Origin of the sequence: Nonomuraea sp. NPDC047529 (assembly GCF_040642995.1) — a bacterium.
GTDB lineage: Bacteria > Actinomycetota > Actinomycetes > Streptosporangiales > Streptosporangiaceae > Nonomuraea.
This window is the reverse complement of the sequence record NZ_JBEYTJ010000059.1, coordinates 20,137-35,176: the sequence shown is the minus strand read 5'-3', so window position 1 is coordinate 35,176 and position 15,040 is coordinate 20,137. Positions and strand designations below refer to the sequence as shown.

General features: G+C 72.0%; 19 protein-coding genes. 14 read left to right on the top strand and 5 right to left on the bottom strand.

The window, feature by feature from the left end; all coding sequences use genetic code 11:
- Positions 1-29 precede the first annotated feature (29 nt).
- From ABZ815_RS48670 to ABZ815_RS48650, 5 genes are all read left to right on the top strand, one after another.
- Positions 30-953, top strand: a complete 924-nt coding sequence (locus tag ABZ815_RS48670) for a 3-keto-5-aminohexanoate cleavage protein (RefSeq protein ID WP_357709110.1) — start codon at positions 30-32, stop codon at positions 951-953.
- 172 nt (positions 954-1,125) lie between these two features.
- A complete protein-coding gene (locus ABZ815_RS48665) occupies positions 1,126-1,968 on the top strand; it encodes a sugar ABC transporter permease (RefSeq protein ID WP_357709107.1) in 843 nt (280 codons plus the stop codon).
- 4 nt (positions 1,969-1,972) lie between these two features.
- Complete coding sequence (locus ABZ815_RS48660) at positions 1,973-2,803, top strand: carbohydrate ABC transporter permease (protein ID WP_357709104.1); 831 nt, start codon at positions 1,973-1,975, stop codon at positions 2,801-2,803.
- A gap of 52 nt (positions 2,804-2,855) precedes the next feature.
- Positions 2,856-3,914, top strand: a complete 1,059-nt coding sequence (locus ABZ815_RS48655; protein ID WP_357709102.1) for a Gfo/Idh/MocA family oxidoreductase — start codon at positions 2,856-2,858, stop codon at positions 3,912-3,914.
- A 31-nt stretch (positions 3,915-3,945) separates the two neighbouring features.
- Positions 3,946-4,803, top strand: coding sequence for a fumarylacetoacetate hydrolase family protein (locus tag ABZ815_RS48650; RefSeq protein WP_357709099.1), 858 nt, complete (start codon positions 3,946-3,948; stop codon positions 4,801-4,803).
- Positions 4,804-4,861: 58 nt separating this feature from the next.
- Here ABZ815_RS48650 and ABZ815_RS48645 read toward each other — a convergent pair whose 3' ends face one another.
- The 3 genes from ABZ815_RS48645 to ABZ815_RS48635 form a co-directional block, all read right to left on the bottom strand.
- Positions 4,862-5,044, bottom strand: a complete 183-nt coding sequence (locus ABZ815_RS48645; RefSeq protein ID WP_357709096.1) for a hypothetical protein — start codon at positions 5,042-5,044, stop codon at positions 4,862-4,864.
- Positions 5,041-5,313 carry a hypothetical protein gene (locus ABZ815_RS48640; RefSeq protein ID WP_357709093.1) on the bottom strand — a complete coding sequence of 91 codons (273 nt, stop codon included), beginning with the start codon at positions 5,311-5,313 and terminating at the stop codon, positions 5,041-5,043. Before ABZ815_RS48640 ends, ABZ815_RS48645 begins: the two co-directional genes overlap by 4 nt.
- 96 nt (positions 5,314-5,409) lie before the next feature.
- Positions 5,410-5,658, bottom strand: coding sequence for a heavy metal-associated domain-containing protein (locus tag ABZ815_RS48635; RefSeq protein WP_357709091.1), 249 nt, complete (start codon positions 5,656-5,658; stop codon positions 5,410-5,412).
- A 149-nt stretch (positions 5,659-5,807) separates the two neighbouring features.
- On the opposite strand from ABZ815_RS48635, the gene ABZ815_RS48630 reads away from it, so the two are divergent.
- From ABZ815_RS48630 to ABZ815_RS48590, 9 genes are all read left to right on the top strand, one after another.
- Positions 5,808-6,758, top strand: a complete 951-nt coding sequence (locus tag ABZ815_RS48630) for a helix-turn-helix transcriptional regulator (RefSeq protein WP_357709089.1) — start codon at positions 5,808-5,810, stop codon at positions 6,756-6,758.
- A 235-nt stretch (positions 6,759-6,993) separates the two neighbouring features.
- Positions 6,994-8,208: a cytochrome P450 gene (locus ABZ815_RS48625; protein ID WP_357709086.1), complete on the top strand. Its 1,215-nt coding sequence runs from the start codon at positions 6,994-6,996 to the stop codon at positions 8,206-8,208.
- 174 nt (positions 8,209-8,382) lie between these two features.
- The gene (locus ABZ815_RS48620) at positions 8,383-9,159 is read left to right on the top strand and encodes a class I SAM-dependent methyltransferase (RefSeq protein WP_357709083.1); all 777 of its coding nucleotides are present in this window, start codon (positions 8,383-8,385) and stop codon (positions 9,157-9,159) included.
- A gap of 19 nt (positions 9,160-9,178) precedes the next feature.
- Entirely contained in the window at positions 9,179-9,997 is an 819-nt protein-coding gene (locus tag ABZ815_RS48615; protein ID WP_357709080.1) for an alpha/beta hydrolase, read from the top strand.
- Positions 9,994-10,473, top strand: a complete 480-nt coding sequence (locus ABZ815_RS48610) for an HTH domain-containing protein (RefSeq protein ID WP_357709077.1) — start codon at positions 9,994-9,996, stop codon at positions 10,471-10,473. The genes ABZ815_RS48615 and ABZ815_RS48610 overlap by 4 nt, the downstream gene beginning before the upstream one ends.
- Before the next feature lie 26 nt (positions 10,474-10,499).
- Positions 10,500-11,591, top strand: a complete 1,092-nt coding sequence (locus ABZ815_RS48605) for a serine/threonine protein phosphatase (RefSeq protein ID WP_357709074.1) — start codon at positions 10,500-10,502, stop codon at positions 11,589-11,591.
- Positions 11,592-11,659: 68 nt separating this feature from the next.
- A complete protein-coding gene (locus ABZ815_RS48600; protein ID WP_357709071.1) occupies positions 11,660-11,872 on the top strand; it encodes a hypothetical protein in 213 nt (70 codons plus the stop codon).
- Between the two features lie 185 nt (positions 11,873-12,057).
- A complete protein-coding gene (locus tag ABZ815_RS48595; protein WP_357709068.1) occupies positions 12,058-12,531 on the top strand; it encodes a hypothetical protein in 474 nt (157 codons plus the stop codon).
- A complete protein-coding gene (locus ABZ815_RS48590) occupies positions 12,531-12,848 on the top strand; it encodes a transcriptional regulator (RefSeq protein ID WP_357709065.1) in 318 nt (105 codons plus the stop codon). Before ABZ815_RS48595 ends, ABZ815_RS48590 begins: the two co-directional genes overlap by 1 nt.
- A 22-nt stretch (positions 12,849-12,870) precedes the next feature.
- On the opposite strand, the gene ABZ815_RS48585 is transcribed toward ABZ815_RS48590, so the two are convergent.
- Together ABZ815_RS48585 and ABZ815_RS48580 are read right to left on the bottom strand one after the other, a co-directional pair.
- A complete protein-coding gene (locus tag ABZ815_RS48585) occupies positions 12,871-13,866 on the bottom strand; it encodes an RNA polymerase subunit sigma-70 (protein ID WP_357709062.1) in 996 nt (331 codons plus the stop codon).
- Between the two features lie 94 nt (positions 13,867-13,960).
- Entirely contained in the window at positions 13,961-14,953 is a 993-nt protein-coding gene (locus ABZ815_RS48580; protein WP_357709060.1) for a zinc-binding dehydrogenase, read from the bottom strand.
- Positions 14,954-15,040: the final 87 nt, after the last annotated feature.

Genomic DNA, 15,040 nt, shown 5'->3' with positions numbered 1-15,040 from the left:
CCCCGACCCCCATGCGAGAAAGGCCATTCGTGGACAAGGTAGTCATCACCGTAACCGTCGACTGTTCCATGTCGTATCCCGGCTTCAAGGGCATGCCGCGGATCGACGACGTGCCCGCCGTCGCCGCCGAGTACGTACGGGCGATCGACTCCGGCGCGTCGCTCGTCCACCACCACGGCGTGCACTACCTGGAGGACTCGATCCAGGAGGACGGCCGCCAGCTCTCCCGCACCGACTTCGACGGCTGGGCCGACCTCACCGACCGCATCCGCGCCGAGCGCGACTCGATCATCCAGTTCGGCATCGCCAGCGCCCGGCTGGAGGAGAAGGTCGCGCTGATGAAGCTGCGCCCGGACATGATGTCCTACGCCTTCAACGTGCACGACGAGTACTTCCGGCCCGACCCCGCCTACCCGGCCAACGAGCAGTACGCCATCCACACCCGCCCCGAGCTGGAGGCCTTCTGCAAGGCGGCCAAGGAGCACGGCGTCAAGCCCGAGGTCGAGTCCTTCTACACCGGCGCGTTCTGGAACCTGGAGTTCATCCGCGACCAGGGCCTGCTCGACGACCCGGTCTGGACGACCCTGTTCCTGGGCTGGCCCGGCGGCGCGTGGACGCCTCCCACCGAGGACTCCCTGCTGTACCTGGTCAGGCACCTGCCGCCCCGGGTCAACTGGAACGTCAGCGTGATGAACCCGAAGATGCAGTGGCGCCTGCTGGCCATGGCCATGAGCCTGGGCGGCCACGTGCGGGTCGGCTGGGAGGACAACCCGTACCTGCCGGACGGGTCGCCGTCGCGCTCCAACGCCGAGCTCGTGGACGAGATCGTCAAGATCGCGCACCTCATGGGCCGCGAGGTCGCGAGCCCCGAGGAGGCCCGCAAGATCATCGGCCTGCCCGCCGCGCCGGGCGGGGCCCGGCCGGAGGCCGCGGCCGCCGGCCAGAGCGCCTAGGAATCCGTCAGGACACGCCGGCGGGTGCGGTGCGGGGGACCGCACCGCACCGGTCGCGCCACGTAGGGAAGTTGATCGCACCATGGCCGTCACGGTCACCACAGACGCCGGCCCGGCGACGCCGGCCGGCAGGCGCCCCCGCCGGGGAGTCCGGCGGGGCGAGGTCCGCGGGATGCCGTACCTGCTCATCCTGCCCGGATTCATCTTCTACGCGCTGTTCGTCCTCGTCCCCATCGCCGACACGGTCCGCCTGTCGTTCCTCGAATGGGACGGGCTCTCCCCGCAGACGTGGGTCGGGCTCGACAACTACCTCCAGGTGCTGACCGATCCGAACACCTGGACCTCGTTGCGGGTCTCGCTCGTCTTCGTCGTCTTCGGCTGCGTGCTGCCGGTGACGCTCGCCCTGCTGCTCGTGGGCATCATCGCGCGCACCAGGATCCGCGGGCTGAGCTTCTTCCGGTTCGTGTTCTTCCTGCCGTACACGATCGCCCTGGCGGTCGTCGCGATCGCCTGGCGCTGGCTCTACTCGCTGGACGGCTCGCTCAACGCGATCATCGAGGCCGTCCTCGGCTCCGACCTGGTGCGGCCGTTCCTCGGCGACGCCGGTCTGGCGCTGCCCGCCCTGGGCGTCGTGGCACTGTGGGCGACGTTCGGCTTCGTCGTGGTCATGCTGCTGTCCGGCACCCAGCACATCCCCAAGGAGCTGTACGAGGCCGCGCGCATCGACGGCGCCGGACCGGTGCGCGAGTTCTTCACCGTGACCCTGCCGGGCATCCGCCACGAGCTGCGCGTGTCGCTGGTGATGACCCTCACCCTGTCCCTGCGCATCTTCGACCTGCCCCTGATGGCGACGCAGGGCGGCCCCGGCTACGCCACCACCACGCCGTCGCTGATGATGTACCGCGACGTCTTCGTCAACGGGCAGATCGGGCCGGGAGCGGCCATCGCCGTGCTCCTCACCCTGGTCATCTTCATCGGCGTCGGCCTGGTCAACCGGCTCGTCAGATCGGAATAACACGATGATCTCACGCCGCAGCAACACCATGTCGTACGTGGTCCTGCTCCTGTTCGCGGCCTTCGCGATCTATCCCTTCATCTCCACGACGCTCGTCGCCTTCAACCCGCCGGACGCGTCCGTGAGCGGGCTGGCCTGGCCGAGCCAGTGGTCGCTGGACAGCTTCGTCAGCGCCTGGGAGAACCCGGACGCGGGCATCGGACGCTCGCTGCTCAACAGCGTCCTGCTGTCCGGGGTGGTGGTGAGCGTGTCGGTCTTCTTCTCGATCCTGACCGGCTACGCGTTCGGGACGATGCGGTTCCGCGGCTCGTCGCTGCTGTTCCCGCTGTTCGTCCTCGGGCTGATCGTGCCGTACGAGGCGACCGTCATCCCGCTCTACTACCAGTTCCGGGCCTTCGACCTCATCGACACCTACTGGTCGATGATGCTGCCGTGCATCGGCGGCTCGATGGCCTTCGGCACGTACTGGATGACGTCGTTCTTCAAGTCCTTCCCCCGCGAGCTGCTGGAGGCGGCGCGGACGGACGGGTCGAACCGGTGGCAGACGCTGTGGCGGGTGGTCGTGCCCACGGCCAGTTCGCCGATCTTCGCCCTGGCCACCATCCTGTTCATCTGGACCTGGAACAACCTGCTGCTCGCGGTCGTGATGATCTCTCAGCCGGAGCTGCGGATGGTGCCCGCCGCGCTCAACTTCTTCGTCGGGCTGCAGTACGGCAGCAACTACCAGATCACCTGCGCGGCCGCGATCATGGTCGCGCTGCCGGTGATGATCGTCTACTACCTCCTCCAGCGCCGGTACGGCGCCGACGTGCTCGCCGGTTCGCTCAAGGGCTGAGGCCCGGCGCCCACCAACCATCCATTCGTCACATCCTGTACAGGAGAATCACATGTCAGTGTCGAAGCCGGGGATCGGCATCGCGGGTCTCGGGCTGATCTCGAAGACGCACGCGGCGGCCTACAAGCGCATGTCCGACGTGGTCGACCTCGTGGCCGGCTGCGACGTCGACCCCGAGGCGGCGGCGGCCTTCACCGGCGAGTTCGGCGCCCAGACCTATGCGAACCTCCAGGACCTGATCGACGACCCGCGGGTCGACGTGGTGGACCTGATCCTGCCGCACCACCTGCACTACGACGCCGCGATGGCGGTGCTGGACGCCGGCAAGCACCTGATCCTGGAGAAGCCGGTCGCGCCGACGTACGAGCAGTCGGTGGCCATCCAGCGCCGGGCGGCCGAGGCCGGCGTGCACTTCATGGTCGCCGAGAACAGCCGCTACATCGCCGCCTACCAGGCCGTGCACCGGCTGGTGCGCGAGGGCGCCATCGGCGAGGTCATCCACGCCAGGACGTACCTGCGCTCCAACGAGAAGGCCCACCTGTCGATGCCGGGCTACTGGCGGACCCAGTACAAGCTCGGCGGCGGCCTGGTCATGGACACCGGCGCCCACTCCTTCTACCTGCTCAAGTGGCTGCTCGGCGAGTTCGAGGAGCTGACCGGCGTCTCCAGGAAGGTGTTCCCGCTCGACAACGAGATCGAGGACACCGCCGAGGTGTACGGCCGCATGCGCAGCGGCGCCCACTTCTCCTGCGGCTTCACCTCCGTGTCGGAGGTCCCCCACAGCGAGCGCCTTGAGCTGTACGGCACCGAGGGCGGCATCCTGGTGGACCAGATGTCCGACCCGGTGGTCAAGATCTTCCGCGGCCAGCACGACTACCGCGGCGAGGCCGTCGCCGACGTCCCCTTCGGCCCCGACGCCTGGCATCCCGGGGGCTGGCACTACGAGTCCGTGATCACCGAGGTCACCGACTACGTGCGCTCCCTGGTGGAGGGACGCCCTCCGCTGATCGACTCCGGCGACACCGTGTACGCCATGCGCGTCGTCGAGGCCGCCTACGAATCGATCCAGTCCGGGAAGACCGTCACCGTCCCGGCCGGCGCGCAGCTCTGATCCACCCCGACACCGGAAGCTGGACTTCTCCATGAGACTCATGCGGATCGGCGCCGCGGGCGCCGAACGTCCGATCGTCGCGATCGACGACGAGACCTACGTCGACGTCTCCGACGTGGTCACCGACTTCGACGGCTCCTTCTTCGCCGGCGGCCTGGACGCGCTGGCCGCGACCGTCGCCGACCGGGTGGCCGCGGGCGCGGTCGCCCGCTTCGCCGGTGAGCGCGTCGGCGCGCCGATCGCCCGTCCCCACCAGATCCTGTGCGTCGGCCTCAACTACGCCGACCACGCCGCCGAGTCGGGCGCGGAACCGCCGGCCGAGCCGATCATCTTCACCAAGGCGCCGAACACGCTGGTCGGCCCCGACGACGACGTGCACATCCCGCGCGGGTCCTCGGCCACCGACTGGGAGGTGGAGCTCGGCGTCGTGATCGGCGCCCGGGCCCACTACCTGCAGAGCGACGACGAGGCGCGCGCCGCGATCGCGGGGTACGTGCTCGTCAACGACGTCAGCGAGCGCGACTTCCAGCTGCGCCACGGCGGCCAGTGGGTCAAGGGCAAGTCGGCCCCGACGTTCAACCCGTGCGGGCCCTGGCTGGTCACCCCGGACGAGCTGGGCGAGGTGAACGGCCTGGGCATGTGGCTCGACGTCAACGGGCAGCGCCGCCAGACCGGCTCGACCGCCGACATGCTGTTCGACCCGGTCTTCGTCGTCCGCTACCTGAGCCGGTTCATGGCACTCGAACCCGGCGACCTGATCAACACCGGCACGCCCGCGGGCGTCGGCATGGGCTTCGACCCGCCGGTCTACCTGCGGCCGGGCGACCGGATGGAGCTCGGCATCGACGGCCTGGGCCGCCAGACCCAGTCCGTCGTCGCCGCCCCCTGACCGGACGGCCACAGACGGCCGCCCGAGCCCAGGGCGCTCGGGCCCGGGCGGCGGCCCGCTACCTGAGCAGCACCGGGAGCCGGCGCGGCCGGTAGGCCAGGTCTTCCCCCGTCCAGGGCAGCCACCGCACCAGCTCGGTGAAGGCCGCCATGCGCGCCTCCGCGCCGGCCGCCGACGCCCCCAGGAACGCCTCGGACCACTGCTTGAAACGTTCGTGGTCGGTGCCGGGCAGGCCGATCACCGTGCAGCTGAGGCGGGCCGACAGCGGTGAGGCGTAGTCGGCGACCAGGTCGGGCGGGGCCGTCCGGGCTCGGCCAGTCCGGTGCGGCTGCTGTGCGGGCAGGACAGGACGGCCCGCACGTCGTCGTACCGGACGGCCATCGGCACGATGTCGCCGCTGGGCAGGACCACCGTCCCGACCGGGTCGGACGCCAGGCGGCGGGCCAGGTCGGGAGAAGGGGTGCCGTGCGGGCCCAGGGAGAAGTCCTTCCACATGACGTCGGCGCTCATGAGCCTCCTGCCGCGGCGGGTCGGGCGAGCCGCGTCGCCGGTCTCGCCCGATCACCCTGTCCGCCGCGTTTCCGCGGGGTCAAGAGGCCGGCCGATCTAGGAACGCCAGTCCGGCAGCCGGTCGGACTCGCAACCGGCGTCCTCGATCGCCGCCACGATGAAGCTCTCCTCGACCGGCCCCTCGGTGAGCACGCTCACCCGGCCGGACTCCAGGCTCACGTCCACGCCCACCACCCCCGGGATCAGGGCCAGCTCCCGCTTCACCGCCTCCACGCACTTGACGCAGCTTCCGCTGTTCAGGTCGGGGATGCCGTACGTGACGAGACTGTGGACAAGCGTGATCATAAGGTCCTCCGAAGTGCGGTACAGGGGTTGGGTATGGGGTCTGTTTCACCACGCCGTACCCTTTTCTGAGCTTGCCGTACGGCGGGCCACGACGACAGCGGATACGGCTTCCGCTTCCCGCCATGGCGGAAAGCGGACAGGAGAGGGATGTGAGCGAGGAGGCCACCGCCAGGCGGGTGTACACACGCATGCGCCGGCACCGGGAGTCGTTCGGCGAGGCCGCCACCGGGCTGGGGCTGCGCGGCACCGAGCTCCAGCGCGCACGGGAGCGGCTGACCAGGCTGGGCCTGCTCAACCCCGGCGCCGAGATCGCCGTCGACGCGATGGCCGCGCTCAGCCGCATGCTGGTGGGCGGCGAGGAGCTGCTCGGGATGCTCGCCGAGCAGCGGGCGGCGTCCAAGGAGCTCACCGAGCACTACCTGCGGCTGGACGGCGACCCCCAGGACGCCCATGTCGAGTTCTTCCCCCGGTCGCAGGTGGAGCTCCTGCGCGAGAGGCTGCGGGCGGCGACGGCGCGGGCGCGCGAGGAGATCATGGGCATGCACATGCCGCACGCCTGGGAGCCGGACCGGCTGAGGGCCTCCCGCGCCGAGGACGTGGGCGCGGTGGCGCGCGGGGTGCGGGTGCGCATCATGCACGCCCAGAGCCAGCTGGCCCAGCCTGCCCTGCGTGACCACGTCCAGGGCATGCTGGAGGGCGGCGTCGAGGTGCGGACCATGCCGTTCGTCCCGGTACGGCTGATCATGCTGGACCGGGAGCTGGCCGTGGTCGAGGTGACGCCCGGCGACCTCATGGCGGGCGCGATGATCATCGAGGGCCGCGGACTGGTCGCCTCCTACGCCGCGCTGTTCGACTACTGCTGGATGACGGCCTCCGAACCGGGCGAGGTGCCCAGGGCGGCCGACGGCGAGGACCTGGGCGAGCAGCAGCGCGCCGTGCTGCGCCTGCTGGCCACGGGCGCCAAGGACGACGCCATCGCCCGCGCCCTGGGCGTCTCGAACCGTACGGTGACCAGGGTCGTGGGGGAACTGACCGCCCAGCTCGGCGCCGACAGCCGCTTCCAGGCGGGCGTCCGCGCCGCCAAGCTCGGCTGGATCTGAGCCCGGCCCCCTCACCACGACGGGCCCGGCACCTCGGTGACATTGGTGCTGAATGATCACGCTGATCACACTGATCACTTGACACCCAGCGGGCGGCGGCACGCCTTGTATGCTGCCGCTGTTCCTGGTTTTGTGGCGCCGAGCCGCTGAGGCCGTGCGACACCGTTCTCCTGGCGGGGCGCACCTGCGCCGCCTGCGTGTACACCCGATTCACGGATGGCATGGGGCAGGTGGGATGACGACGGTTGGGGAACCGGATCAGGTGGTGCCCGACGAGGCGCGGCCGTGGCCGCGCGGCGCGGCGCGGCACTACCGGCGTGACCCGCTGGGGTTCGTGGAACAGGCGGCTCGCGCGCGCGGACCGGTGTTCCGCCTGCCCGACGACGGGTCGCTGTGCGTGGCCGACCCCGTGGAGGCCCTGCGGATTCTGCACGACGAGGCGGGCGACTACGACGAGGTGTCCGGGTTCTTCCATGTCGGCGGCGGGCTGCTGGGGCCGCGGGCGACGCAGGCGGCGATCGGCCGGGCGGCCCGTACGACGTTGCGCGCCCATGTGGCCGCCCATCGCGAGCGGCTGCCCGCCGTCGTGGCGGAGCTGGGCGAGGTCAGCCAGTGGCCCTCGGCCGGACGGGACGCCGTGCACCGGTTCCTGGCCGGCGCCCTGCTGCGGCCGGACAGCCCGCCCGCCCTGCGGGAGCTGATGGCGCACGTCGTGCGGCGCGAGGTGCTGATCCGCCCCAGCGGCCGGCTGGCGCGGGTGTCGCGGCGCGCCCTGTGGGCCCGCGTGGTACGGACGATCGCCGCCGAGGTCCGCCACCGGCGACCCCGACCACGACCCGGCGCCCTCCCGGACGCCTCCCCGCCCGGCCCCGGCGACCTGCTGGACGCCGTCATCGGCGCCACCCCGCCCGAGACGCCCGCCGAGCACGTCGCGCAGGTGTACCTGCTGCTGTTCCGCACCTCGATCGCGCCGGTGGGCCACGTGGTGGCCTGGGCGCTGCTGTCGGCGGCGGCCGACGACGTCGACCTGGCCGCCGTGCCCGCCGGGTCGGCCGTACGCGAGTCGCTGCGGCTCTGGCCGGTGGCCTGGCTGCTCGGCCGCCCGGTACGCCGGGCCCACCAGGTCGGCGGCGTGCCGCTGGAGCCGGGCGAGAGCGTGTCCGTCTGCCCCTACCTGCTGCACCGCGACGAACGGCACTGGCCCCAGGCCGCCGCGTTCCGGCCGGAGCGCTGGGACGGCTCCGAGCCGCGCGGCCCCTACCTGCCCTTCGGCGGCGGCCCGTTCACCTGCGCCGGGGCGGCCGTCGCCCAGACGCTGGCCACCGACCTGCTCGCCGCCCTCACCGACGGCGCCCGCCTGGAGGTGCGTGCCGGCCCCGGGCGTCCCCACGTCGAGGGCATCATCACGCCTCCGCCCTTCCTGGTGCGCCGCACGGCACGCCGGACCTGACCACCACCGGTTCATCGGTTCGTCGGTTCGTCGAGGAGGGAGGTGATTCACCATGAGGAAGCTGCTGCGCCGCGTCACCGGCCGCCGGGTCAACCGGCAGGCCTGGTTCATCTGGTAACCCGCTCGACCGGCCGCGCCGGGCCCCGGGGCCCGCGCGGCGCCCGGAGGCATCGCATGTCGCACGTCCAGGAGACGCTGGCCGCCTACGAAGGCGTCGCCGCCCGCTACGACGAGCTGAACGCGCAGACGGACACCGCGGCCCTGGTGGGCCGGTTCGCCGAGGCGGCGCAGCGGCACGGGAGCCGGGGGAAGCGGCTGCTGGACGCCGGTTGCGGCACGGGCGGCAGCAGCGCGGCCTTCAAGGCGCTGGGCTACGAGGTGACCGGCTACGACCTGTCGCCCGCGATGGTGGCGGCCGCGCGGCGGCGGACGTCCGCCGAGGGCATCCCGTTCCTGGTGGGCTCACTTCTGCGGCCCCCGTCCGGGCTGGCCGGTTTCGACGTGGTCGCCTGCGTGGATGTGCCGCTGACGTACCTGACGACGGCCGACGAGCTGCGCCAGGCGCTGTCGGCCGCGCGCGCCCAGCTCGCCGCCGGCGGGGTGCTGCTCTTCGACCTGAACACCATCGGTTACTACCGGCGCACGTTCGGCGTCCCGGTCGTCGCCGACCGCGGTGACCGGTACGTGGCCTGGTTCGCCCACTCGCCGCGGATCGAGGCGGACGAGGTGGTGATCACGCAGTTCGACCTGTTCGAGCGCGCGGGCGCGGGCTGGGAGCGGCTGTCGATGCGGCACGTGCAGCGCCATCACTCCGACCGTACGGTGCGCCTGGCCGCCGAGCAGGCCGGGCTGCGCGTGGTGGCCGCTCACGGGCTGGTGGGGACGTCGGTGCACGACGTGGCCGACGAGGACGCCCACGACCGCATCCTGTACGTCACTCGTACGCCCTGATGTTCGCTATATTCAGAATATGGTGAATCTACCGTCGGTCCTGTCCCTCCACGGTTGCGACCTGCGTTACGCCGACAGCGGTGGTGACGGCGTGCCGGTGGTGTTCTCGCACGGCGCGGGGGCCGACCACGTGATGTTCGACGCCCAGTCCCGGTACCTGCGGGCCCGGGGGTACCGGGTCGTCACCTGGGACCTGCGCGGCCACGGCCTCTCGCGCCCGTCCGGCGTCCGCTTCACCGCCGAGCGCGCGATCGCCGACCTGTGCGCGCTGATCGAGCACCTGGCGCTGGAACGGCCGGTGCTCGTGGGCCAGTCCCTCGGCGGCAACCTCGGCCAGGCCGTCGTCCGGCGGCATCCCGGCCTGGCCCGCGCGCTGGTCGTCATCGGCGCCACGCCGAACACGGCGCCGCTGTCCTGGCGGGACCGCCTGCTGCTGCGGGCGGCCGCGCCGATGCTGCGGACGATCCCGGCCAGAAGGCTTCCGCGCCTGATGGCCGACGCCTCCGCGACCACCGAGGCCGCCAGGGACGACGCCCGGCGGGCCTTCGGCCAGGTGCCGAAGAAGGAGTTCGTGCAGGTGTGGCGGGCGACCGTCGGGTTCCTCTCCCCCGACCCCGGCTACCGCACGCCGGTCCCCCTGCTCCTGATCCGCGGCGAGCGGGACACCACCGGCAACATCGCCTCGGCCATGCCCGGCTGGGCCCGGCTCGAAGGCGTCGATGAGATCGTCGTCCCCGGCGCGGGCCACATCGCCAACCAGGACGCCCCGCAGGCGGTCAGCGAGGCGATCGACACGTTCCTGCGGACGATCCCGGCGCCGAGGCAGGCACGGCGATGAGCGAGCGGCACGCGTTCGTCACCTCCGTGGGTGACCTGCTGGCATCCTGGAACCTCCCGCACGCGACCGGGCGCACCTACGGGCTGCTGCTCCTCACCGAGGAGCCGATCTCGCTCGACACCATCGCCGCCGAGCTCGAACTGAGCAAGGGCGCGGTGAGCACCGCGGTACGGCAGCTCGATTCATGGGGACTGGCCAGGGTGATCCCGCAGCCCGGCAGCCGGCGGCTGCTGGTCGAGGCCACCGGGGGGATCGAGTCGCTGCTGGAGGCGAGCCAGGCGCGGGCCAGAACCCTGATCGCCGCCCTGCGCGAGGGCGAGACCCTGGTGAACCCCGGCCCGGCGCAGGAGCGGCTCCAGGAGGTGATCGGGTTGTTCGCCGGCTATGTCGACGTCGGAGGCCGGATGCTGGCCGGCTACCGGGAGCGACGCCCCGAAACCGACGCCCCGGAACCGACGCGGCGGGGTAGCGTCTGACCCACGAAGTCGATCAAGGGGGCCCGGTGGCGGAACGGTCGGACATGTCCAGGAACGCGCGGGCCGGCAGGTACGGCGACGTCGCGACCGCGCTGGCGTTGCACAGCGACAGGCGGCTCGGCCAGGCGCTGGAGCAGGCCCGGGTGCTGGGCTCCGGCATCGGCGGCACCTCGGCGCTGCTGGACGTCGACGGCGTGCCGGTCTTCGCCAAGCGCATCCCGCTGACCGATCTGGAACGCGGCCCGGCCAACGTGCTGTCCACCGCGAACCTGTTCGAGCTGCCGCCGTTCTGCCAGTACGGGATCGCCGCCATCGGCGCCCCCGGCTTCGGCGCGTGGCGCGAGCTCGCGGCCGCCGTCATGACGACCAACTGGGTGCTGGCCGGGCACAGCGCGGCCTTCCCGCTGCTCTACCACTGGCGGGTGCTGCCGGGCGCGCCGCCGCCCGCCGACGAGCACGCCGACGTCGAGGCGGCCGTGGAGTACTGGGAGGGCTCCCCGGCGGTGGGCGAGCGGCTGCGCGCCCTGGCCCGCGCCTCGGTCTCCGTCGTGCTGTTCCAGGAGTACATCCCGCACGACCTCGACCACTGGCTGGCCGCCCAGGTCGCCGCCGGTCAGGACGCCGCGACGGCGGCGGCCGTCCTGCTCGAATCGCGCCTGCTCCCCGCCGTGGCCTTCATGAACAGCCGCCACCTGACGCACTTCGACGGGCACTTCGGCAACATGCTCACCGACGGCGAACGCCTGTACATCGCCGACCTCGGGCTGGCGACCTCCTCCCGGTTCGACCTGTCCGGGCCGGAGATCGAGTTCCTGGAGCACAACCGGACCCACGACACCGCGTACGCGATGGCACGGCTGGTCAACTGGCTCGTCACCGACATCTGCGGGGTGAAGGTGCCGCCGGACGGCGTGCCGGAGGAGCGCAACGCGTACATCCGCGCGTGCGCGGAGGGCGCCGACCCCACCGGTGCGCCGCCGGCGGTGGCCACGATGATCCGCCGGTACGCCCCCGTGGCGACGGCCATGAACGACTTCCACTGGGACTTCTACGGCACCAGCCGGACGACGGCGTACCCGGGCGAGAAGATCGAACGCGCCCTGAAGGCGATGCCCTGACCCCGGCGCGCCGGGCTGGGCCAGGGTCCCTGGTGACGGCCCGGCCGCGGGTGTCATACCGTCACATCATGGACGAGCACCGCCAGAGCATCCCCGACGTTCTCCGGCCCGTCAGGGACGCCGCCGCGGCCCTGGGAGCGGACTTCCCCGACCTGGGCGCCGCGCTGCGCGCGTTGCGGCAGGTCGAGGTGGAGGTGGAGCTGGCGACCGATCTGCTGATGCGGCAGTCCAACGCGCAGGCGAACCAGGACGCGAGGCCACTGGGCGACCCGGCCTCCTGACCGCCACGGCGAAGTCGAGGTTCGTGCCCCCGGTACCCCAGGGACGCATGTCCACCTGCAGGCGATCGCGCGCCTCCCGGCCTGTGCGGTCCGGCCGGCATGTGACGCAGCTACCACTTTCCCGCGAGGAAAACAGATGGTACTTTCCTTACAGGAAAGCAGTAATCGACCTCCGGGAAGACCCCATGAACCAGCACGACGCCCAGTTCTCACTCGACGACATCCACCGCCTCCAGGACAGGACCCGGAAGCAGATCGTCCAGCAGAGCTTCGCGCCTCCGCGCGTGGCCGTCTCCGCGCTCGGCCTCTTCGGCACCCTGGCGGCCATCGATCTCCCCAGCCCCTGGCACTTCGTCGTCGCGGCGCTCGGGATGCTCGTGTACGTGGGCGTGGGCATCGTCTACGAGCACCGGGCCTCGGTCCGCCGGAAGGCCACCAGCATGGAGGTCCTGTTCCACGGCGGGCTGCTGGCCTACGTCATGGTGGCCTTCACCATCGGCCGGATCGTCGCGTTCACACTGTTCGACCTGCCGTCTCACGGGCTGCTGTCACAGTCCGTCGTGGGCGCGGTCGTGGCGGCCGTGGCGTACGTCGCGGCCACGCCCGTGAACCGCTCCGTCCTGACGTCGATCGTCCGGCGGAGCGGCGGGGCCGCCTGATGGATCCGCTCTTCGACGAGTTCCTGCACGTCCCGGCGCGGCTGTCGATCGTGGCGCTGCTGGCTCCGGCCGAATGGGTGGACTTCGGCTTTCTCAGGGACTCGGTCGGCACCAGCGACTCGGCGCTGTCCAAGCAGGTCTCGGCGCTGGCCGCCGCCGGGTACGTCACCGTCCGCAAGGACCAGGACAAGCGGGCGCGGCGGACGTACGTGCAGCTCACCCCGCAGGGACGGCTGGCCTTCCAGCGGCACGCGGCGGCCCTGGAGCGGATCGTCGCCCTCGCCCGCGAGTCCGCCGACCGTCCAGCCGCCGGCTGACCACGCGTCCGCCGCCGGCGGGTCAGTGCGTGAGCACGTCCGGGTATCCGAACGTCGTGACCAGGGCGGGATCGTGGAACTTGATCACGCGGGAGACGCCGGTGGCGGTGGAGGCCAGCACCACGACGCCGTCGGCCCGCAGCGCGCCGTCCGCGTCCCGGTGGTAGACGACGGCGGAGGGCTGGCCGTTGGCGGTGGTCGCGATCATCCGCCAGTCGCCCGGCGAGCCCAGCACGTACGCGTCGAGCAGGTGGAGGCACCTCCTCCGGCCCGACCGCCAGTCGCGGAACGGCGTCGCCTCCAGCGTGGCGTCCGCGCGCAGCACCTGTTCCAGCAGGCCGACGTCGGAGCGTTCGAAGGCCGCGATGTAGCCGTCGAGCAGCGCGCGGGCCCGCCGGTCGGTCGGTTCGAGCAGTTCCGCAGGCTCGGGTTCCAGCTCGTCGAGCCGGGCGCGGGCGCGCTGGAGTCCGCTCTTGACCGCCGCGGTGGTGGTGTCGAGGATCTCCGCGGTCTCGGCCGCCGAGAACGCCAGCACCTCGCGCAGGATGAGGATCGCGCGCTGGCGGGCGGGCAGGTGCTGGAGGCTGGCGATGAGCGCCAGCCGCAGCGACTCGCGTTCGACCGCCACCGCGGCCGGATCGTCGGCGGGCGGGGCTATCCAGGCGTCCGGCAGCGGTTCCAGCCACGAGACCTCGCCCGGCGCGAGGGGGCTCGGCGGGCGGTCGGCTCCGTCGTACGGACCCGTCAGACCTGAGGGCAGCACCCTGATCGGGCGCGACTTCAACGCGGTCAGGCAGACGTTGGTGGCGATCGTGTACAGCCACGACCGGATCGACGCCCGGCCCTGGAATCCGGAGTAGGACCGCCACGCCCGCAGGTACGTCTCCTGCACCAGGTCCTCGGCGTCGTGCGCCGAGCCGGCCATGCGGTAGCAGTGTGCCAGCAGCTCCCGGCGGAACCGCCCGGTCTCGGCGGTGAACCGGTCCTGATCCGGCGCGGCCCGCGGATGCGCCGTCACGCCGCGAGCCTACGGGTGTCATGGCCCACGTTCCAGGGGCGGCGCGGGCACGCTCCCATGATCACACCTCGTCCAGTCGCAGGATCATGCCGATTCAGGGCAGCAGGGCCAGTTTGCCGACGGTGGCCCTGGCCTCCAGTTCCGTGAGCGCCTTGGGGCCGTCGGCCAGTTCGTACGCGGTGGGCAGGCCGGGGACGAGCACGCCGGCCGCGATCAGCGCGGACAGCTCCCCCATGATCTCGCCGAAGATCTGCGGTGCCGCCTGGATCAGCACCCCGACATTGAGGCCGACGACGTGGACCTGGTGCCTGTACACCAGGTCCCAGTTCGTGATCGGAGCCTCGCCGCCCGCGACGCCGTAGACGACGACCCGGCCGGTGACCCGCTTGGCCGCGGCCAGGCCGTCCTCGAAGGCGGCGCCGCCGGCCGACTCCAGCACGAGGTCGGCGCCGGAACCACTGGTCAGCCGCAGCACCTCGGCGGCGAGGTTCCCGCCGCGGGAGTCCAGGACGTGGTCGGCTCCCAGTGCCAGCACCGTCTCGTGCTTGCCCGGCGATGCGGTGGCGATGACCGTCGCGCCGTAGTGCTTGGCCATCCTCACCGCGGCCTGGCCGGTCGCACCCGCCGCGGCCTGGATCAGCACGACGTGCCCGACGGCTACGCCACCCAGAGGCCTGAGCGCGGCCAGCGCGGTGGGCCAGTTCACGACCAGCCCCAGCGCCTGCCGCTCCGTCCAGCCCGAAGGCACCGGCGCCGCGGCAGCGGCAGGCAGCACCATGTACTCGGCGAAAGCGCCGTCCCCGATGCCGACGACCCGGTCTCCCGGCCGGCGGTCGGTCACCCCCTCGCCCACCGCGACGACCTCACCGGCGGCCTCGAAACCCGCCAGGTACGGCGGTCGGGGGCCGCCCGCGAACGTGCCGTGCGCCTTGGAGACGTCGGCGAAGTTGACCCCGGCGGCGGCGACACGGACCAGGACCTCGCCCTGGCCAGGGCTCGGCACCGGCGCGTCGGTGATCAGGCGCATGTCCTGCGGTCCGTTGAGTGAGGTCTGCTGCAGCGCGCGCATGGTCGCGGGGATGCTCATTGGCGATCGGCTCTTCTTCGTCGGCGTACATGAGAGACCGGCCCGGCGTACGGGCCGATCTCTCATGTAGACCCCGGCCACCGCGCA

Bases quoted from the DNA above. Each gene is read 5' to 3' on its own strand.
- ABZ815_RS48665 (WP_357709107.1), top strand. From the start codon at position 1,126: ATGCCGTACCTGCTCATCCTGCCCGGATTCATCTTCTACGCGCTGTTC.
- ABZ815_RS48660 (WP_357709104.1), top strand. From the start codon at position 1,973: ATGATCTCACGCCGCAGCAACACCATGTCGTACGTGGTCCTGCTCCTG.
- ABZ815_RS48655 (WP_357709102.1), top strand. From the start codon at position 2,856: ATGTCAGTGTCGAAGCCGGGGATCGGCATCGCGGGTCTCGGGCTGATC.
- ABZ815_RS48650 (WP_357709099.1), top strand. From the start codon at position 3,946: ATGAGACTCATGCGGATCGGCGCCGCGGGCGCCGAACGTCCGATCGTC.
- ABZ815_RS48640 (WP_357709093.1), bottom strand. From the start codon at position 5,313: ATGAGCGCCGACGTCATGTGGAAGGACTTCTCCCTGGGCCCGCACGGC.
- ABZ815_RS48635 (WP_357709091.1), bottom strand. From the start codon at position 5,658: ATGATCACGCTTGTCCACAGTCTCGTCACGTACGGCATCCCCGACCTG.
- ABZ815_RS48625 (WP_357709086.1), top strand. From the start codon at position 6,994: ATGACGACGGTTGGGGAACCGGATCAGGTGGTGCCCGACGAGGCGCGG.
- ABZ815_RS48620 (WP_357709083.1), top strand. From the start codon at position 8,383: ATGTCGCACGTCCAGGAGACGCTGGCCGCCTACGAAGGCGTCGCCGCC.
- ABZ815_RS48615 (WP_357709080.1), top strand. From the start codon at position 9,179: ATGGTGAATCTACCGTCGGTCCTGTCCCTCCACGGTTGCGACCTGCGT.
- ABZ815_RS48610 (WP_357709077.1), top strand. From the start codon at position 9,994: ATGAGCGAGCGGCACGCGTTCGTCACCTCCGTGGGTGACCTGCTGGCA.
- ABZ815_RS48600 (WP_357709071.1), top strand. From the start codon at position 11,660: ATGGACGAGCACCGCCAGAGCATCCCCGACGTTCTCCGGCCCGTCAGG.
- ABZ815_RS48595 (WP_357709068.1), top strand. From the start codon at position 12,058: ATGAACCAGCACGACGCCCAGTTCTCACTCGACGACATCCACCGCCTC.
- ABZ815_RS48590 (WP_357709065.1), top strand. From the start codon at position 12,531: ATGGATCCGCTCTTCGACGAGTTCCTGCACGTCCCGGCGCGGCTGTCG.
- ABZ815_RS48580 (WP_357709060.1), bottom strand. From the start codon at position 14,953: ATGAGCATCCCCGCGACCATGCGCGCGCTGCAGCAGACCTCACTCAAC.